The sequence below is a fragment of the Candidatus Pelagibacter sp. HIMB1509 genome (assembly GCF_052047855.1).
GTDB lineage: Bacteria > Pseudomonadota > Alphaproteobacteria > Pelagibacterales > Pelagibacteraceae > Pelagibacter.
The window spans coordinates 683,632-702,780 of the sequence record NZ_JBNAIU010000001.1 but is presented as its reverse complement, the minus strand read 5'-3'; the positions used below and the strand labels follow the sequence as shown (position 1 = coordinate 702,780).

Annotated in this window: 19 protein-coding genes; 8 read left to right on the top strand and 11 right to left on the bottom strand. The window is 31.4% G+C overall.

The features are described 5' to 3' along the window. Nucleotides 1–2: 2 nt before the first annotated feature. The 3 genes from ACTTBO_RS03630 to iolD are packed head-to-tail and all read right to left on the bottom strand — an operon-like array spanning nucleotide 3 to nucleotide 3,789. Nucleotides 3–764, bottom strand: a complete 762-nt coding sequence (locus ACTTBO_RS03630) for an SDR family NAD(P)-dependent oxidoreductase (RefSeq protein ID WP_440656446.1) — start codon at nucleotides 762–764, stop codon at nucleotides 3–5. A gap of 16 nt (nucleotides 765–780) precedes the next feature. Then, a complete protein-coding gene (locus tag ACTTBO_RS03625) occupies nucleotides 781–1,938 on the bottom strand; it encodes a Gfo/Idh/MocA family protein (protein ID WP_440656445.1) in 1,158 nt (385 codons plus the stop codon). A 6-nt stretch (nucleotides 1,939–1,944) separates the two neighbouring features. Then, a complete protein-coding gene (gene iolD, locus ACTTBO_RS03620) occupies nucleotides 1,945–3,789 on the bottom strand; it encodes a 3D-(3,5/4)-trihydroxycyclohexane-1,2-dione acylhydrolase (decyclizing) (protein WP_440656444.1) in 1,845 nt (614 codons plus the stop codon). Nucleotides 3,790–3,884: 95 nt separating this feature from the next. Here iolD and ACTTBO_RS03615 point away from each other — a divergent pair, with 95 nt between their 5' ends. Then, nucleotides 3,885–5,327 (top strand): NAD-dependent succinate-semialdehyde dehydrogenase, encoded by a 1,443-nt coding sequence (locus tag ACTTBO_RS03615; RefSeq protein ID WP_440656443.1) that lies wholly within the window; start codon nucleotides 3,885–3,887, stop codon nucleotides 5,325–5,327. 2 nt (nucleotides 5,328–5,329) lie between these two features. After that, nucleotides 5,330–6,124: an HpcH/HpaI aldolase family protein gene (locus ACTTBO_RS03610; RefSeq protein WP_262589470.1), complete on the top strand. Its 795-nt coding sequence runs from the start codon at nucleotides 5,330–5,332 to the stop codon at nucleotides 6,122–6,124. Here ACTTBO_RS03610 and ACTTBO_RS03605 read toward each other — a convergent pair. Genes ACTTBO_RS03605 through ACTTBO_RS03595 form a run of 3 tightly spaced genes read right to left on the bottom strand, consistent with a single transcriptional unit; the run spans nucleotide 6,121 to nucleotide 8,358 of the window. Next, nucleotides 6,121–6,936: a 3-methyl-2-oxobutanoate hydroxymethyltransferase gene (locus ACTTBO_RS03605; RefSeq protein ID WP_440656442.1), complete on the bottom strand. Its 816-nt coding sequence runs from the start codon at nucleotides 6,934–6,936 to the stop codon at nucleotides 6,121–6,123. The two genes, ACTTBO_RS03610 and ACTTBO_RS03605, sit on opposite strands and share 4 nt — an antisense overlap. After that, complete coding sequence (locus ACTTBO_RS03600) at nucleotides 6,936–7,352, bottom strand: hypothetical protein (RefSeq protein ID WP_440656441.1); 417 nt, start codon at nucleotides 7,350–7,352, stop codon at nucleotides 6,936–6,938. The genes ACTTBO_RS03605 and ACTTBO_RS03600 overlap by 1 nt, the downstream gene beginning before the upstream one ends. Before the next feature lie 28 nt (nucleotides 7,353–7,380). Continuing rightward, nucleotides 7,381–8,358, bottom strand: coding sequence for a DUF1907 domain-containing protein (locus tag ACTTBO_RS03595; protein ID WP_440656440.1), 978 nt, complete (start codon nucleotides 8,356–8,358; stop codon nucleotides 7,381–7,383). Nucleotides 8,359–8,445: 87 nt separating this feature from the next. Between ACTTBO_RS03595 and ACTTBO_RS03590 the strand changes: the two genes are divergently transcribed. The 5 genes from ACTTBO_RS03590 to ACTTBO_RS03570 are packed head-to-tail and all read left to right on the top strand — an operon-like array spanning nucleotide 8,446 to nucleotide 13,166. Continuing rightward, nucleotides 8,446–9,390: a ketopantoate reductase family protein gene (locus ACTTBO_RS03590; protein WP_440656439.1), complete on the top strand. Its 945-nt coding sequence runs from the start codon at nucleotides 8,446–8,448 to the stop codon at nucleotides 9,388–9,390. Continuing rightward, nucleotides 9,390–10,259: a 2OG-Fe(II) oxygenase gene (locus tag ACTTBO_RS03585; protein ID WP_440656438.1), complete on the top strand. Its 870-nt coding sequence runs from the start codon at nucleotides 9,390–9,392 to the stop codon at nucleotides 10,257–10,259. Before ACTTBO_RS03590 ends, ACTTBO_RS03585 begins: the two co-directional genes overlap by 1 nt. Before the next feature lie 31 nt (nucleotides 10,260–10,290). Further along, nucleotides 10,291–11,274: a phytanoyl-CoA dioxygenase family protein gene (locus tag ACTTBO_RS03580; RefSeq protein WP_440656437.1), complete on the top strand. Its 984-nt coding sequence runs from the start codon at nucleotides 10,291–10,293 to the stop codon at nucleotides 11,272–11,274. A 10-nt stretch (nucleotides 11,275–11,284) separates the two neighbouring features. Beyond that, entirely contained in the window at nucleotides 11,285–12,205 is a 921-nt protein-coding gene (locus ACTTBO_RS03575) for a DMT family transporter (RefSeq protein ID WP_440656436.1), read from the top strand. 37 nt (nucleotides 12,206–12,242) lie between these two features. Next, nucleotides 12,243–13,166 carry a hydroxyacid dehydrogenase gene (locus ACTTBO_RS03570; RefSeq protein ID WP_440656435.1) on the top strand — a complete coding sequence of 308 codons (924 nt, stop codon included), beginning with the start codon at nucleotides 12,243–12,245 and terminating at the stop codon, nucleotides 13,164–13,166. Here ACTTBO_RS03570 and ACTTBO_RS03565 read toward each other — a convergent pair. Further along, a complete protein-coding gene (locus ACTTBO_RS03565; RefSeq protein WP_440656434.1) occupies nucleotides 13,159–14,241 on the bottom strand; it encodes a Gfo/Idh/MocA family protein in 1,083 nt (360 codons plus the stop codon). The genes ACTTBO_RS03570 and ACTTBO_RS03565 overlap by 8 nt on opposite strands. A gap of 31 nt (nucleotides 14,242–14,272) precedes the next feature. After that, entirely contained in the window at nucleotides 14,273–15,505 is a 1,233-nt protein-coding gene (locus ACTTBO_RS03560; protein WP_440656433.1) for a cytochrome-c peroxidase, read from the bottom strand. Between the two features lie 105 nt (nucleotides 15,506–15,610). On the opposite strand from ACTTBO_RS03560, the gene ACTTBO_RS03555 reads away from it, so the two are divergent. After that, nucleotides 15,611–16,081 (top strand): tetratricopeptide repeat protein, encoded by a 471-nt coding sequence (locus tag ACTTBO_RS03555; RefSeq protein WP_440618622.1) that lies wholly within the window; start codon nucleotides 15,611–15,613, stop codon nucleotides 16,079–16,081. 40 nt (nucleotides 16,082–16,121) lie between these two features. On the opposite strand, the gene ACTTBO_RS03550 is transcribed toward ACTTBO_RS03555, so the two are convergent. From ACTTBO_RS03550 to ACTTBO_RS03540, 3 genes are all read right to left on the bottom strand, one after another. Continuing rightward, nucleotides 16,122–17,174 carry a TRAP transporter substrate-binding protein gene (locus ACTTBO_RS03550; protein ID WP_440656432.1) on the bottom strand — a complete coding sequence of 351 codons (1,053 nt, stop codon included), beginning with the start codon at nucleotides 17,172–17,174 and terminating at the stop codon, nucleotides 16,122–16,124. An 87-nt stretch (nucleotides 17,175–17,261) separates the two neighbouring features. Beyond that, nucleotides 17,262–18,551, bottom strand: coding sequence for a TRAP transporter large permease (locus ACTTBO_RS03545; RefSeq protein WP_440618623.1), 1,290 nt, complete (start codon nucleotides 18,549–18,551; stop codon nucleotides 17,262–17,264). Beyond that, complete coding sequence (locus ACTTBO_RS03540; RefSeq protein WP_440656431.1) at nucleotides 18,551–19,147, bottom strand: TRAP transporter small permease; 597 nt, start codon at nucleotides 19,145–19,147, stop codon at nucleotides 18,551–18,553. Before ACTTBO_RS03540 ends, ACTTBO_RS03545 begins: the two co-directional genes overlap by 1 nt. Nucleotides 19,148–19,149 lie beyond the last annotated feature (2 nt).

Below are 19,149 nucleotides of genomic sequence, written 5' to 3'. Positions count from 1 at the left end.
CTCTAAATTAAACCAGCATCTACCGTAAAATTTTGTTTAGTACATCCAGATGAAACTTCTGATGCTAAATATAAAACCATCCTTGAGACATCCTCAGGTAATACTTGTTTTTTAAGACACTGTTTATCTAAAATTTCTTTTTTAAATTTTGGATTTAACCATAATTTTGACTGTCTTTTAGTTGCAACAGACCCAGGTGCAATAGAGTTTATTCTAATATTATGTTGCCCTAAATCTCTAGCTAAAGATTTTGTTAAACCAAAAATTGCAGCTTTTGCTGTGCTATATGCTGGAAACATCACGGCTCCTCTAATCCAACTAACAGAACCTAAATTTATAATTGATCCACCTTTGTTTTTTATCATACTTTTTTTAACTGCTTGAATAGCAAAAAAATAGTGCTTCAAATTTATAGCCATTCTGTCGTCCCAGTATTTTTCTGTAACTTCTTCAAGAGTGTGCCTTTGATCATTGGATGCATTGTTTACTAAAATATCAATTGGACCTTTTTTTTTAATAATACCCTGGATTAGAGTTTTGTATTTTTTTATATTTTTAATATTGCAAAAATGAAAAGTAGGTATTTTTTGTTTTTTCCTTTTTATTTTCGAAATTAATTTCTGAGCTTCTTTTTTATCTATATCAAAAAAATAAACCTCAACACCTTGTTCGCAAAGATGTTCAACTATTGATGCTCCAATACCAGATGCTCCACCTGAAACTAAAGCACGTTTATCTTTTAAGTCAAAATATTGAACTTTCATATTTTGATTATAAAAATTATTTCAATATTTTCTTTATATCTTTTATTTGAAATAAACTTGGCTTTTTGCATGTAGTTTTAATTGCTTGTGGTTTGTTTGTCTTACATGCTTTCATGGTTGATTGAATGATATCTAAAACATGAAGAGATAGTTCTCCATTACATTTATTTATTTTTTTATTTTCAATTGAATAAGCCATTTCTGCTAGTCCTACTCCACGGTAATTTGCATTAGTAGGAGACTCGTTTGCTCTAGAACTTTGTGATCTTATGTTGATTTTACCAAGATGCATTTTGTTTGTTTTATATTCTTTCCAAGGGTCCCCTAGTTTATTACAAACATAGACAGATCCACCAAACATATTTGGGTCTGGTACAATCATGGAACCTTTACTTCCATATAATTCAATGTGATTTCTTTGATGCGCAATAACATCAAATGATAAAGTTAATCTTATAATTGTGCCATTCTCAAACTGAATTGTTGATAAATATGTTGTTGGGCATTCAACTTTAAAGGTTTTATTTTTTTTAGGTCCAATTCCAATTGTTCGTCTCTTTACTCCTTCCATTATGCTTCCAGTGACTTTTTTAGCTGGTCCCAATAAATTCACTAAAGCTGTAAGATAATAAGGACCCATATCTATAACTGGACCACCTTCTTTTTTAGCAAACCAAGGTTCTGGATTTGGATGATAGGATTGAACACCTGGGAATGCAAAAATTGCATTTCCTAATGAAATTTTACCTAATATATTTTTCTCAAGTAACTCTTTTGATTTTTGAATTCCGCCACCTAAAAAAGTATCAGGTGCATTTCCTATATAAAGTTTTTTTCTCTTTGCAATTTTAACAAGGTCTAATCCATCTTTAAAATTAATGGCCATAGGTTTTTCAGAATAAACATGTTTACCATTCAACAATGATTGCTTAGCAACTTGATAATGAGCTTTTGGAATAGTTAGATTTAATATGATTTCTACTTCTTGATCTTTTAATAAATCTTTTACCGATAATGCTTTAATTTTGTATGTCTTTGCACATTTAAGTGCATTAGCATGATTGATATCAGCACATTTAACTATCTTAATATTATTAAAATATTTTTCAGCTCTAAAATAAGTTTCTGAAATATGACCACAACCTATAAGGCCAACTTTAAATACTTTGTTCATAGAGGATTAAATACCTTGTCTTTGCTTGCTTCTTCCTTCTTTATAAAGTTTTAAAGCTTCTTCATTTTCTTTGGTTGTTGGAATTTCTAAAGTTGGACTATCCCAAAAAGATGATCCTTCTACCCATTTATAAGCATGAGTTTTAATTGAAATAACATAAGTTACATCAGATGCTTTAGCTCTTTTAAATGCAGCTTCAAGATCTGAAATTGAAGTAACGTGTTCAGATTTCGCACCCATACTCTCTGCATGTTTTGCAAAATCTACATCTACTAAACCTGGGGTATTAGAACTCTTTAATAAGTTGTTATACTCTTTTCCACCTTTGAATAATTGAAGTCGGTTTATAACTGCAAAGCCTCCATTATCACAAACAACGATGATCAATTTATTTTTTGTAATTACTGAAGAATAAATATCAGTATTATTTAATAAATAAGAACCATCGCCAACAAATGAGATCACTTCTTTATCTGGATTAGCCATCTTAATTCCTAGTGCTCCAGATATTTCGTAACTCATACAACTAAAACCCCACTCTGTTTCATGAGTATTAAGTTCTCTTGGTCTCCATACTTGGATTACTTCACCTACCAAACCTCCTGCAGCTGTAACTGCAATATCAGTTGGATCAGAATTTCTATAAATAGCTCCAATTACTTGAACATAACTTGGAACCTCCTGATTAGTTGGAGCGCTCTCTTTATCTATATGTTCATTCCATGATTTAAGTTCAGCTTGAGATTTCTTATTCCAATCCTCTCCTGCTTTCCAATCACCTAAAGCTTGAGAAAGTTCAGTTAATGATACTTTCGCATCTCCAACAACAGCTTGTGCTAAATGTTTATTAGCATCATATCTTGATACATTAATTGAAACTAATTTGAAATTTTCGTTTTCAAAGTTTGCCCATGATCCTGTGGTAAAATCAGCAAGCTTTGTACCTATTGCAATCGCAAGATCAGTTTGTTTTGCTAATGAGTTTGTATTTTTTCCACCAAGTCCTCCAATTTGACCTGCAAAATGAGAGTGATCTCTTTTCATTGTTGAGTAACCCATTACAGTTTGTGTAACTGGAATATTGTGTTTGATTGCAAACTGACTTAACTCTTCCATTGCATCTGAATAAAAAACTCCCCCTCCAGATATTATGATTGGATTTTTTGAAGATTTAATTATCTCAGCTGCTTCTTTAATTTGAAATTCATCTGGTCTTGGTCTTCTAATTGTGTGAACTCTTTCTTTAAAAAATTCTTCTGGATAATCAAAAGTTTGACCTTGGATATCTTGACTTAGCGCAATACAAGCAGGACCACAATCAGCAGGATCTAACATAGTTTGAACTGCTATAGGAAATGATTGAATTATTTGTTCAGGTCTAGTGATACGATCAAAATATCTTGTAACTGGTTTGAAAGCATCGTTTGCTGTTATGCTTGGGTTATTAAATTGTTCTACTTGTTGCAATACTGGATCTGGCATTCTATTTGCATAGGTATCACCAGGTAGAAATAAAATTGGCAATCTATTACTCATTGCTACTGCTGCTGCAGTAACCATGTTTGTTGCTCCTGGGCCAACAGATGCTGTTGCAACAAAAATTTGTTGTCTTCTTTTAGCTCGAGCATAACCTATGCCAGTTAAAGCCATATTCTGTTCATGATGACCTCTATAGGTTGGTAATTCTTTTTGATTTTCTTCAAGTGCTTGCCCCAAACAAGCTACATTTCCATGCCCAAAGATTCCAAAGACACCAGGAAAGAGTGGTTCTTTTTTGCCATTAATTAATATTTTTTGAGCTATTAAATATTTAACGATTGCATGTGCACAAGTAAGAGTGATTTTTTTCATAAATTAGTTTATTTTTTTTTATGTATAGTGTTTATATATTTATATTTATAAAATAAAAAACCTAACTTAGTAAACCTTAAAAAAAATAAAAAATTATGTATAGCAAATTTGGACAATTCATTGATGGAAAATGGCAAGAAGCAGAAAAAAAAGAAACCTATGATGTAATCAATCCTGCAACAGAGGAAGTGATTGGAAAAGCATCAAAAGCATCTTCAGTGGATGTACAAAAAGCATTAAAGTCAGCTGAGAAAGGTCTTAAAGTTTGGAGCAACACTACACCATGGCAAAGATCATATGTCATTAGAAAAATTGCAGATCTAATGAGAGAGAAAAAAGATGTTCTTGCTAAATGGTTAACACTTGAAGTTGGTAAACCTCTTGCTGAAGGAGTTGGAGAAGTTGGTGGAGGAGCTGATATATTTGAATGGAATGCTGAAGAAACAAAAAGAATTTACGGTCAAACAGTTCAAAGTAGATTTCCTGATACAAGAGTTCATGTTTATTACCAGCCAGTAGGAGTTGTGGCTGCCTTAATACCGTGGAATTTTCCAATTATTTTGGCTGCAAGAAAAATTTCAACAGCACTAGCTGCGGGTTGCTCTGTAATTTGTAAACCAGATGTAATTACACCAGGTGCAGTTATGGAATTAGTTAATATTTGCAAAGAAGCAGGTGTACCTGATGGTGTGGTAAATTTGTTATCTGGTGATCCTGCAGAAATTTCAAATGAATTATTAGAGTCTGATATTATTAAAAAAGTATCAATCACTGGCTCAACAAGAGTTGGTAAATTAATATTAAAGAAAGCTGCAGATAAAGTTCAAAGAGTAACGATGGAACTTAGTGGTCACTCACCTTTTATTGTTTGTGATGATGTTGATATGAATAAAGTTGCAGATATTGCGATAACTGCAAAATTTAGAAACAATGGACAGGTTTGTATCTCTCCAAACAGATTTTATATTCAAGAAAGCAGAAAAGATGAATTTCTAGGTGCTTTTATGGATAGAGCAAAGAAATTAAAAATCGGAAATGGTATGGATGAAGGTGTAGAGCTTGGTCCTCTTACAACTGCAAAAAGATTAGAAGAAATTGAAAAACTAGTTGAGACAACAAAAAATGAAGGAGCTGATGTTTTAATGGGAGGACAAAGACCTTCTGGCTTTAACAAAGGTTATTTTTATGAACCAACTGTTTTTGATAACGTAAAAGATGATTTTACAATTATGAGAGAAGAACCATTTGGTCCTTTAGTGCCAGTTCTTACGTTTAAAACATTTGATGAAGTTATTGAAAGAGCAAATAATAATGATCTTGGTTTATGTAGTTATTTGTACACAAATAACATGGATCAAGCGAATAGAGGTTCTGAAATGTTAGAATCTGGTTGTGTTGCTGTTAATACTGGGGCAGTTGCTGTAGCAGAAGCTCCTTTTGGTGGTATCAAACAAACTGGTTATGGACGTGAAGGTGGATCAATGGCGATCAAAGATTATCTAAACGTTAAATACACGCACATGGCATTAAAGGTATAAAAATGAGAAAAAATAAAATTAAACAAATGATGAAAGACGGTAAACCCGTCATTAATGGTTGGTGCGCAATTCCAAGTACTGCATCTGCAGAAGCAATGGCACATCAAGGTTGGGATTCATTAACTATAGATATGCAGCATGGACTGGTTGATTACAGTAATGCTCTTCCAATGCTTCAAACAATTTCGACAACAGATGTCACTCCACTTGCTAGAGTTAATTGGAATGAACCAGGCCAAATAATGAAAATTTTAGATGCTGGTTGTTATGGAATTGTTTGTCCAATGGTCAGCAATAGAAAAGAAGCTGAAAATTTTGTTCAAGCTTGTATGTACCCACCTGATGGTTATAGAAGTTTTGGTCCTGTTAGAGGATTAATTTATGGTGGTGCAGATTATGCAGATCACGCTAATGAAGAAATTCTTAAATTAGCAATGATAGAAACTAAAGAATCTTTGGAAAATTTAGATGAGATAATGTCTACACCAGGTGTCGATGGTATTTATATTGGGCCTGCAGACTTAAGTTTAGCAATTGGAGAAAAACCTGGCTTTGATCGAGCTGAAACTACAAAAGCTTATTCTGAAATTTTGAGAATTCTAGAACATGCAAAGAAAAATAATATTTTTGCAGGAATTCATAATGGTACAACAGAATACGCAACGAAGATGATTGAAAAAGGTTTTGATTTTGTAACGATAGCTTCTGATTTAAGAGCTTTAAGTGCTGGCGCTAAAGCAACTGTAGATAAGATGAAAGGTTCTTTGTCTAAAAAAGACGACGACGCTACTTATTAATCAAGTTGATTTAAAAATTCTTCAAACTGATTTTTATCTAAATTAGAGGATTGTTTCTTACTTGGAAACTTTCCAGCCATAGAATCTTTTTTAAATGCTTTAAGAGCTTTAACTCTTTCAACCTTAATTTCATTTCTAAGTTTTAATAAATTTCCATAAGCTTTAGAATGTCTTGGAGGATTTTCGGTATCACCACAAATATCTTCCATAAATAAATACATCACATCTGCATTTCTTCCAGATCCTAAAGAGACAGTTACAATATCTGTTCGTTTAGAAATTTCTCCCATTACATTTTCAGGTATTACTTCACACTCAGCAGAAAAAGCTCCTGCATCTTCTAATCTTTTAAATTTTTGAAATAATTCATAAGCTTCATTTGCAGTTTTACCAACTGCTCGAAGTCCACCTATCCAAGTTGATTTTCTTGGAACTAATCCTAAGTGACCCATCACAGGCACATCTTCCTTTGCTAACATTTCTACTATGTCCATACTTCGTGGTGTCATCACGGCATCTGCACCATTTTCTAAAGCTTTAAACGCTCCACACATAATGTCATCTGCTGTAACATATTCATTCAAAACTAAAGCTGCGGTTAAAAAAAGATTTTTTGACCCTTCCCTAACTGGAATAACATTTTTAGCATTAGCAATAATCATGTCAAAGCCAGCTTTTTCTGCAGCTGATGCTTCGTCAGTCGTATTTGCAGTAACTTGAGTAAATTTTCTTTTACCTTTGGCCGCTTTTAAATCACCTACTGTGGTTGATCTTTTGGCTGGTTTTGCAGCCCATGTATAGACATTCTTCATTATTTAACATCTTTATAGAGAATATCTCTTCTATCTATAAATCCTTCGAATGTTTTAATAGTAACAACTGATGGTAAAATAAAAATTGATCTTTTATCTTTTTCGTTTCTAATAATTCTAAAGTATCCTTTCTTTATAGCCGTATCAATATAGACATTCGATGTTAAATAAGATTTCTCTATAACTCTTAACAGTTCATTTTTAGTAATGGATTTATTTTTATAATAAGCAAGCATCACCATATGCAACATAATCCAGTGTTGAGGTGTTAAAGAAAACCAATTTAATAACTCATTTGCTAACCTTCCCTCAAAATCTCCAAGTGAAATTTCAGCTAATTTAATTCTTTTTTGTGTAAGTTTTGGAATTTTTTTATCTTCTTCAAAATGTTTTGGATACTTAAACTGTCTTTTCATTTAAATAAACTTAAACTTAATAAGTTTTCTATTCAATACTATTTTTGCTTAGTAGTTCTTTATAAATATTATTCACTCTATGCACTTCTGAAGCTGTATTAAAATATCCTTCATATTCTATTTCATCTGGTGTTACATCAAAATGGTAATGACCAGCATCTTTATCGTGTTCATAAGAATGAAAATGTGTATGTTCACCAGACTCTCTTAAATTCAATTCTCCTCCAGTAGGGTCTCCAGTCCACAGAACGGTATAACACTGTAATTTTGGACCAACAGGTTCGTAAAATTGAAGAAAATCTTTTACACACTTCATTTGTTTTGGATCATAGTATTCATGTTTAATATCTTTATAATCTGGTTGAACATGAGATCTTACTTTTCCTTCTAAAATTCTAAACACACCTGCAATAGCAATATGTTCATTTTCTTTAAGATTTAAATTATTAGACAAAGAAGACCTCATTGCTTGTGGAAGCGAACCTTGATCACCTGATCTTCCTTTAATTTTTATTTTAATTACTTTTCCTTGCTTACCATCGGTATAATAAATATTTCCAAGTCCACCGTGTTTTCTTGCACTATATTTTTCAACAATACATTTTTTATCAGGACTTACTCTTGCAATTATAGATCTAGACTCGTCAGTAATTAAATTTTCATTAATTACTAGTTCTCCGCAGTGACCATCCAAACACGACATTGCACCAGATCCAGCACCTAAAGCATAAGATTTTTCTGATCCAATCATTTTAGAAATTTCTTGGTAATCAAATTCAGCACCAATAAAATTAGGATCATGCATGTATGGCTCACCACCAACATCTATGATTTTTTGGTTACCGCTAATTCCTTCAGATGGACAATCCCATTCACGAAGATTAGGACAATCTACAACTTCTACTTCAACATTTTTAAAATTTTCTGAAAGTCCTTTTTTTAATGCACTCGCTATATCTTCAAGTGAGTGATTTGTGAAAGTTCCTTTTTCTATTTTTAATTGCATGATGTTAATAAGCTATAATTTATTTTGCATATTGTCTATAGATAATATATATAATTTCTATACATAAATAATTTAAAAAAGGTAACGATGATAAATAAAGATTTGAAAGTAGCCGTATTAGGTGCAGGTGCTATGGGCTGCCTGTTTGGAGGATTGCTAGCTGAAAAAGGTTTAAATGTAACTTTAATTGACGTTTGGAAAGAGCACGTAGATGCAATTAATAAAGATGGATTAAAAATGGATGGTCACGGTGGTGATCGTACAATTAAAGTTAATGCTACTTCAGATCCGTCATCTTTAGATAAAATGGATGCCGTGATTGTTATGTGTAAAGCAACTGCATTAGAACCAGCACTAAATAGCATTAAAAATATTATTGGTGAAAAAACAGTTTTCATGTCTTTTCAAAATGGAATTGGTCATGAAGCAATAATTCAAAGTATCGTTGGAAATGAAAAGGTAATCGGTGGAACAACAACACAAGCTTCAAATATTTTAGGACCAGGTCATATAATGAACCATGGTGCATTACCTTCATGGATTGGTGAATATGAAGGAGGAATAACAGAAAGAATTACAGAAATAGCTGATACTTTTACTGCACATAATTTAGAAATGATTGCAGCTGAAGATGTAAAAAAAAGAAAATGGATGAAACTTTTTGCCCTAACAGCAATTGGTCCTCTTTCAGCTATATTTGATCTACATCACACCGATCTATACGTAAATAATAAGGCTAATGATGTTTCAAGAGGACTTGGTAAAGAAATCATTTTAGAGACAAGAGAAGTAGCGCTTGCTGATGGAGTTAATGTTTCTGAAGATGAGTGTCTATTTATGTTCAATAAAATTGTAGATTCGATGCAAACTAACAAATCTTCAATGGCTTTTGATGTTCAATACAAAAGAAAAACAGAAATTGATTTTATAAGTGGTGCTGTTTCTAAAATTGGAAAAAAACATGGAGTAAAAACACCTTTAAATGACCTGATGTATAAAATGATTAAGGTGAAAGAAGGTATGTATAGTTAATGCTTAAAATTAATCGATTAAAAAAAATTAAAAGTAATTTTCCTGTACTAGTTGGAGACAAGGTTGTTGAGAAAAATACGTGCAATTTATTAATTGATGAGATTAGTAAATCTAAAGCTTTTGACGACATGATTATGGGTGGTCGAAGTAGAATTAATAAAGGCTCAAAAAATTTTAATAACTATATTAAATCTTCAAATAATTCTGCAAAACTCTTCAAACTTTTTAATAGCAAAGCATTTTATAAAAAAATTGAAACTCTTTTTTCTAAAAATTTTAAAGATGGATCTTGGACAAACACTCACAAACCAAAAATATTTAATCAAAAGAAATTTACTATTAAAAAGAAATTAAATTCTAGTGAGTTAAAAAAATTATTAGGAAATAATTATACTAACCCAAAAGTTAATTTAGATATTGATTTTTCAGTTTCTAAAGGAGGATATAGATTACGTCCTCATAGAGATGATATTACGAGATTGTATAATTTCTTAATTTATCTAACAGATATCCCAAAAAAAAATGGAGGATCGCTTACAATTTATAGAAAAAAATCAAAGAAAAATTTGAGAAAAAGTTTCAGAAGATTTCCAAAAATGAGTGAATTGGAAGTGGTCAAAGCATTCACACCAAAGAAAGGAACTGTGGTATTTTTTCAATCAACACCAAATTCTTATCATGGAGTTAAGCGTTTTATAGAAAAAAACTGTCCAAAAAGATTTTTTATTTATGGAAGTTATGCACTCAACAAACCAGTTATTTGGAATTATAAAGGAACAGCTTACTATCCACACATCATAAGTACGAAGAAAAAAATGTTAACTTCTTTTCACGATGCAAATTATTTAACAACTGCACCTAAGAATTGATATTGTTAATAAATTCTATTAGGTTCTATTAATGGCAAATAATCTACAAAATAAATTATATGAACAAGGATATTTGAGAGTAAAAAATGTTCTTAACTATCAAAGAGATTTAAAGCCAATCCTTAACGACATGGAATTTGTAATGGATTGCTTAATCCAAAAATTTGTGAAAAAAAAGTATGTAAAAAAAGTTCTTAATTTAGATTTTAAAAAAAAATATTCATATATATCAAAATTAAAAATTGATGATTTAGATCAATATTTTAATACTAGATTACCAAGAGATCACGTTAAGAAAGACAGTGATTATTTTGCTACTCAATCTTTATGGAATTTAATTACTAACAAAAATATTTTAGATGTTGTTGAAAAAATTTTAGGCAAAGAAATCATGTCTAATCCAGTGCAAAATACTAGAATAAAACAACCTGAAAAAAAATTACCAAAAGGTTCGGTATTTGATGGTTTAAGTGGAAGAACACCTTGGCATCAGGATGCTGCTGTTCTTAATACTAAAGGACAAAAGTTAACGGACATGGTTACTGTATGGATACCTTTTACAAAAACTACAAAAAAAAATGGGTGCATGATTACTGTTAAGAAAATTAATAAAATGGGATTATTAAATCATATCGCTGGTTATAGAGGCCAAGTAGAAATTAAGGACAGCAAATTACTAGATAAAATGGAACATATTCACTTAGAGGCAAATGTTGGGGATGTAATTCTTTTACACAAACATTCAATTCATTGTTCTCTGCCTAACAGATCAAATGATTTCAGAATAAGTGCAGACCTTAGATATAACGTAGCTGGCCAACCTTCTGGAAGAGATCCGCTACCAAATTTTTATGTAAGAAGCAAAAATAAAAAAAATCTTAAAATTCAGAATTTTAAACAATGGTTAGCCCTTTGGGAAAAAGCAAAAGAAAAATGTATTCCACGTAAATATGCCTTTAAATATCCTTTGCCAACGTTTAAGAATAGTAAAAGAGATCTTTCAAAATTATTATAAAAATTAATAAATGAATTCAGTAACTACCCGTGTCTACTCGGTAGATTTTTTTTTAGCAATTCTTGGCTATTCCTTATTTGTTATCATGGACTCTATAGCAAAAGAATTGACAAATTATTATCATGTAACACAAATAATATTTATTAATTCTTTATCAGCATTACTGCCAATTTTACTTTACACGCAAGTTAGAAATTCTTGGAAAAAAATTAAGACTAAAAACTTTTTTGTACATTTAGTTAGAGCGATAACTTTAATTGTTTCAATGGGATTATTTTTTCTTTGTATAAATAAACTTCCACTTACAACAATGTATAGCATCATCTTCTTTACCCCCTTTGTATTAACAATTGGATCTGTAATTTTTCTAAAAGAAAAAGTAAGTTGGAGAAGATATACGGCAATATTAGTAGGTTTTATTGGAACAATAATTGCAATAGATCCTTTTGGAAAAGAAATAAATAACTATGTGTTATTGGCATTATTAATACCTATTTTTTCTTCGGTAGGTCATTTGTTGGTGAAAAAATACGGTCAATCAGAAAGCGTGTATTCTTTTTTAATAATTGGGAAGTTAATTTTAATTGTGATTTCTGGTGTGATTACATTTGAGCTTTATATTCCAATGACCAAAACAGATTTTTTTTTAAATTTTAATGCAGGTTTACTAAGAGGAATGGGAATGATTTTTATTATAAACTCTGCTCGACATCTTCCAGCTTCAATATTTGCAAATACACAATATGTGCAATTATTAATTGGTGCATTGATCGGTTTTTATATATTTAATGAAATCCCTACCTGGAATATATATTTAGGAAATGTTTTTATAATTGGTGCTGGAATTTATATCGTTTTAAGAGAGATAAAACTTTCTAGAAATATTGTTTCAAATTCAATAAGGCCAACAACGATTTCAATAAAAAAGTAAGTTATTCAATTTAAGTTAAAAATATATATAAGTAAGTATGTTTAAAATATTAATAACAGAGTTTATTAATCAAGACAGTTTAGATGATCTAAATAATACTTTTGAAATCGAATTTGATGAAAAGCTTTGGGAAAAAAAAGAAGAACTTAAAGAAATTATTAAAGATTATGATGGTTTAATTGTCAGAAATAAAACTCAAGTAACCAAAGATATTTTATCTAACGCTAGTAAATTAAAATTTATAGGAAGACTGGGTGTTGGTTTAGACAACATTGATACTGAATTTTGTAAAACCAAAAATATTCATGTACAACCTGCGACTGGCATGAATGCGGACTCTGTAGCTGAGTATGTGATTTCATCCTCGATGTCTTTGATAAAAAAAATTCCTATGTTTCATCATGGAACGATCAAAGGTGATTGGCCTAGAACAACTATTAAATCCTCTGAAATAAATGGAAAGTGTATTGGAATAGTGGGTTTTGGTACCATCGGCAGAAAAGTTGCTGACTATAGTTTGAAAAATGGACTGAATGTTTTGGCTTATGATCCTTATATTAAAAAATTAGAAGATAATGAAAAAAATTATAAATTATCTACATTGGAAGATGTATTTAAAAATGCAGATATTATTTCTTTACATTTACCATTAACAGAAGATACTAAAAATTTAATCAACAAGACTTCATTTTCTAAAATGCAAAAACAGCCAATTATAATCAATACTTCTAGAGGTAGTGTTGTAAATGAGAATGATCTTATAAATGCTTATGATCAAAATCTAATTTCAGGATTTGCATTAGATGTGTTTGAAAATGAACCTATTAAAAAAGATTTATACGAAAGAATTACATCTGAAATGAATTGTATTTTAACTCCTCATATTTCAGGTGTTACTACAGAGTCAAATATTAGAGTTAGCAATTTTATAGTTAAAAAGGCAATTGATTTTTTTAAGTAATTATTTCGTTTAACTTAACTACTCTTCCAAGTTTAATTGATGTCTCAGCAGCTTCTCCAACAGCAACTGCAATTAATCCATCATTCAAAGATACCTCTGGCTTTAATTTATTTTTTACTGCATTTATAAAGGCTAAATGTTCATAATAAGTTGACCCATGATGATGTCCTGCTTCAAGTATTTTTGGATCTACACTAACACTTTCTTGTTTTGTTTTTCCATCTCTCATACCAATTCTTACATCAGAAGTAGTTTTCCCAGACTCGTTTGAAGGAACTGAAGTTTCAATTTTACCGATATCTCCTGTTGCGGTTAACTCTTCTTGCATTTCAGAATTTTCAGCAAACATACAAAGCTCAAGCATACTTCTTGAGCCGTTCTCAAAATTAACAATTACGTAAGCATTATCAATAATATCTGGTTTTTTCCCATCATATTCCTCATCTAAATGATTTACATCTTGTCCCCCACTCGCATAAACACTTACGGGCTCACTCTTAACAATAAAACGCATCAAATCAAAAAAATGACAACACTTTTCAACTAAAGTTCCTCCGGTATTTTTTTCAAATCTGTTCCAGTCATTTACTTTTTTTAGGAAAGGAAATCTGTGCTCTCTTATTGTTAATGTTTTTAGATCACCAATTGTTTTGTTGTGAATTTCTTTAATAAATTTTGAAACAGGAGGCATGTACCTATATTCCATTGCAGTCCAAAATACTGACGGGTAGTCTTTAGTAAGTTTTTCTATTTCTAAACAATCTTTTGTCTTAGTACACAAAGGTTTTTCAACCAATATGTGTTTCTTAGTTTGAATTACATCTTTTAAAATTTGAATATGAGTAAAATTAGGAGATGAGATTATATATACATCGACTAAATTTTCTTTAATCAAATCTTGATGATTTTTAAAGCAAACAACTTCTGATTTAAGTAATTCTTGGCACTGTTTCAAAGACTCTTCGTGAGGATCTGAAAGAGCAACTACTTCAGCTTCATCTATTAGAGATAAATTTAGGATATGTTCTCGAGCCATTGTGCCAGCTCCAATTATTCCATATTTAATTTTTTCCATATTTATTTTCTATCAGTTTAATTAAATAAATTTAATCAATTGTTAATCCACTTGGTACTTTTTCTGGTTTACCGAGTGGTCTTTGATTTCCACTTTTTCCAGTTAGAGATTCTAGAAAAGAAACTAATTGATCAATTTCTTTTTCACTTAAATCTATTGGCTTGATATCTATACTTGAAATTATTCTATCCTGTTCTCTTTTGTCAGAAAAAGTAACAAAATCTATTTGTTCTAACCATGGAGCCTTTGGCAAATTTGCATATTGAGGTTTCCAATTTTTGTTCATAGTTACTGGATTTAAATGATGTTTAATTATGCCCTTAAGTGTTGGATAAGCACCATTATGACCATAAGGTGCCGTTAAAGAAACATTTCTTAGAGCGGGTGTTTTAAATTTATACATGTCATCCACATCATCTGTTTCAACCATTCTTCCAACATCACGTGCATAAGGATCAAATGGTCTGGTTCTGCCTGGTCCAAATTGTGGAATACCTATTGAGTGAAATTTTTGATCAGACAATAAAGACCCTGAATGACATGAGCTACAATTAGCTTTGCCATAGAATAAATTCATACCTGCAATCTGACTTGAATTTAATGCTGATTTATTTCCGTTTAAATATTCATCAAATGGAGAGTCAAAAGATGTCCATTCATGAATTTCAAAAGCTGCAATTGAGTTTACTATATGTGTAATATTTATATCTAAAGCATTATCAACATCATCGAAAGCATGTTTAAACATTTCAACATATTCTGGAACTCCTCTTATTCTATGAGCTATTACTGGCCAAACTCTATCAATTCTCATACTGTCTTTACCAACTTTTGAAACAAGTCCTATAATTTCATTTTCACCTGGATTTCCAGCCATTTCAAATTGTCTTGTCATTGGAAATAAAGCTTGTACAGCAACTATATTATCAAGACCTTTTGGAAGCAGTTCTTGTGCTGGGGTATTAAAACCATTTCCAAATATGTCAGATTTAGTCACTCTACCATCATGAAGTAATGTTGTAATATCTTTAAATCCTAAATTCCATAATGCTAAAGCGTTTCTCGGAATACGTTTTTTGATTTTATCATCCCCTGATCCAGCTGTTCTTTTTAATCCAATACCATGTCCTCCTTCACCAATTCCTAATGAAAGTCCATCAGACCCTCCTAAATCATGGCTATGACAAGTTGCACAAGCAATATTACGATTGGCAGATAAAATTTTATCATGAAATAAAAGTCTTCCTATTTTAACCTTTTTCATATCAACTTTATGAAAATCATTACCTGTTAAAGGTTTTGGTAATTCAATTGAATATGTTTTGTTTGCTGAAATTAAAAATGGAATTATAAATATTAATATTTTTATATGTTGAGATACTTTTTTATAATTTTTTTTATTCCATCTATAGTTTTTGCAGAAATTGAAAATGCTAGAGACTTGATGGAAGCTGGAAAATTTCAAGAAGCTATGGAAGAACTGATGCCAGCTGCCAGATCTGGGAACGCTGATGCTGAAGAGCTTATTGGAATAATGTATGCAATGGGTCTTGGAGTTGAGCAAGATGATGTTAGAGCTTTTGAATGGTATCTTAGATCTTCGATGAAAGGTCATCCTGGTGCTCAATCGGGTGTTGGGTGGTATTATGAAATCGGTAGAGGACTTCCTGCCCCTGATCTTGTTAGAGCTTACATGTGGTATGGTTTGTCTGCTATTGGAGGCGATCCTGATGCTGCGATTTCTCAAGAAGAAGTTATTAAAAAAATGACTCCTGAGCAAATTGAAAAAGCGCATATACTTATTAAAGACTACAAAGCTTGGATTTATCCGTTTAGGTAATGAGGCGAATAATTAAATCCGCCCCATCATTAAATTAAGATTATAAGTCTTTGTCGTATGCACTTGATGCTTTTTTCTCAGCATCAGCAACTGCACTTGTTAAAGCGTCAAAGATTTGTTCGCCACCTTTAACATTTGACTTAAACCAATCATAAACTGGACTAGCAGCTTTTTTGAAGCTAGCTTTTTGTGCTGGAGTTGGAACATATAAATCTCCACCGCCAGCTACAAAGTCTTCATATGCTTTGATTGATTTTCTTTTTGGAGATGCAAATGTAGCTTGTTGCAATGCATAAAATCCATCTGTAATAACTTTCTTAAGTTCTTTTGGCATAGATTGATATTTTGCATTGTTCATCCACCAAAGTGCTCCCATGTATGCATGACCGTCTAAAGTAACATATTTTAGACCTGCATCTGGAAACTTCATATTCATAATGTCAGTTATTCCATTTTTAGAACCTTCAACTACACCAGTTTGAAAAGATGTAAATAATTCTGGCCATGGAATAGGAGTTGGTGATGCACCTAAAGCTCTCACAAGCTCTTGAGGCAAGTCAGCTACAACAGTTCTGATTTTTAGACCTTTCATGTCCGATGGTTCTGCAACTCTTCTTTTAGTGTTAGCAAAATTTCTCCATCCACCAGTATTCCCGATAGTCATTAATCTTATTGTGTCGCCTGAATCTTTAAGAGCCATTTGTCTCATAGTTCTTACAAAATCACCTTGCATAACATCTTCAGCAATTCTGTCGTCTGCCATTAGATATGGTAAATCTAAAACTTGAACATACGGGAATACACCAGCTGCTCCTCCAGAAGTAGAAATGTAAACGTCGATACTTCCATCAGAAACACCTTGTAAACATTCTGCTCCTTTAGAACATAACTGTGTACCTACAAAAAGTTCCACAGATATTTTTCCATTTGATGCTGCTTCAACGTAGTTTTTAAATACTACTGCACCATCATAGTCTTCATCTTGATCATTGGAGTTCATTGTCATTCTTAAATTGTAATCAGCAGCTGAAACAGAAGCTGTAAAACTAATTAAGAATAATAATGAAAAAAATGATTTAATTAATTTACTCATTATTTTTTCCCTCTCTTTAAAATATATATTTAAGTATAGAAAATATACCTAAATTGAACCTCTGTGTCTATTATCTAAAAATTAAAATTATTTTGCAAAACCCGTAAGTAAAGGAATGGTCATTGAGATTGACGGGAAGTAAGTAATTAAAAATATTACAATTGCTTCTACTGCTAAAAATGGCAATATTGCTTTTGATATAGTTTCAACTCTTTCACCAGAAACTGAGGATGCAACAAATAAAACTAAACCCATTGGTGGTGTTGCTAAACCAACAGTTAAGTTAACTGACATAATAATTGCAAAATGAACTGGATGTACACCTAATTCTACAAACACTGGTCCAAGTATTGGTCCTAAAATAATTATTGCGGGACCAGCATCTAAAAACATTCCAACAATAAATAGTAAAATATTAATCAGAAATAATAAAATATAAGGATTGTCAGTTAATCCTAAAACAAATTCAGCAAGATATTCTGGTGCATGAGATAAGCTAACAACTGTTTTAAAAGCCATTGCAGCACCAACCAAAAGTAATACTACAGATGAAACCATTGCAGCTTTTGTCATAACTTTTGGTACGTCTTTCCACTCTAAAGATTTTAAAACAAACAAACCAATAAACATTGCGTAAGCAGCTGCAACTGCAGATGCTTCAGTTGGAGTAAAAATTCCTCCAAGTATACCTCCTAGAATTATAACAGGAGTCATTAATGGGAAAAAAGCTTTCAAAGAAGCTTTCCCTCTTTGTCTCCATGTTGTTTTTTTTGTTACGGCAGGAAAATTATATCTTTTAGCCATAAATTTGATTGTAACCATCAAACTAACACCAACTAAAATTCCAGGAATAATACCTGCTAGGAATAAGGCAGCTACGCTCTCTCCCATAACGTATGCATAAATAATCATTATTCCTGAAGGTGGAATGATTGGACCAATTACTGAACTCGCTGCGGTAATTGCTGCTGAAAATTTTTTAGTATACCCTTGCTTCTCCATTGCAGGAATTAACATCGAACCAATTGCAGAAGTATCTGCAACTGCAGATCCAGATAGGCCAGCGAAAAGCATTGAAGTTAAAACATTAACATGTGCCAAGCCCCCCTTTAAATGACCCATCATCGCCTGGCTAAATTCTACTAATCTTTGAGTAATTCCTCCCCTATTCATTAGCTCACCAGCTAACATAAAAAAAGGAATTGCCATTAAAGGAAAACTATCAATACCATTGTAAATATTTCTATAAAGCATTGCTCCATCTCTGGATTGATCATTCAACCAAAGTAAAATTCCAGGAGCAGCCAACAATCCAAAGAATACTGGTAATCCAATTAACAAAAATAATAAAAATAAAGGGAGAAACCAAATTAACATTACTGTGTCTCCAATTTTTGTTTATCTAAATCTTCAGGTAATTCTAATTTTGTAAAATTACTTAAAAAATTTCTTAAAATTAACTCTATGTTTACTAAAATCAAAAAAACAATTCCAACAGGTAACGACATATACATCCAGGCTAATTTTATTGGCTCTGCTTTGCCACCAATTAGATTAAATGGAATTTTGATTGAAGCTGAATTAAATATCCATCCAGCATTAATGTGTTTCAAACCTAATTCAAGTCCAATGATCAAAACAAATAAAGATATGATCAATAAAAATAAGGTTAAAAAAGTTGATATGATTTTAGGTAAAAATCTTTCCAGCATATCAATTGAGACAAAACCACCCCATCTATAAGCTGAAGGAGCAATTAACCCTGTCATCCATAGCATTAAAAATCTCGCAACTTCATCAGGCCAAGGTAATGCGTTGTTGAGAACATACCTAAAAAAAACCTGGATCATAATTACGACAACCATTAAAAAAATTGCGATCCATGCAAATTGTCTTCCAATTCTTAGAAAAAAAGTATTTATCTTTTCAAGAAAGTTAAAAATGTAAAGTAGAGTTTTTATAGTTAAATTCACAA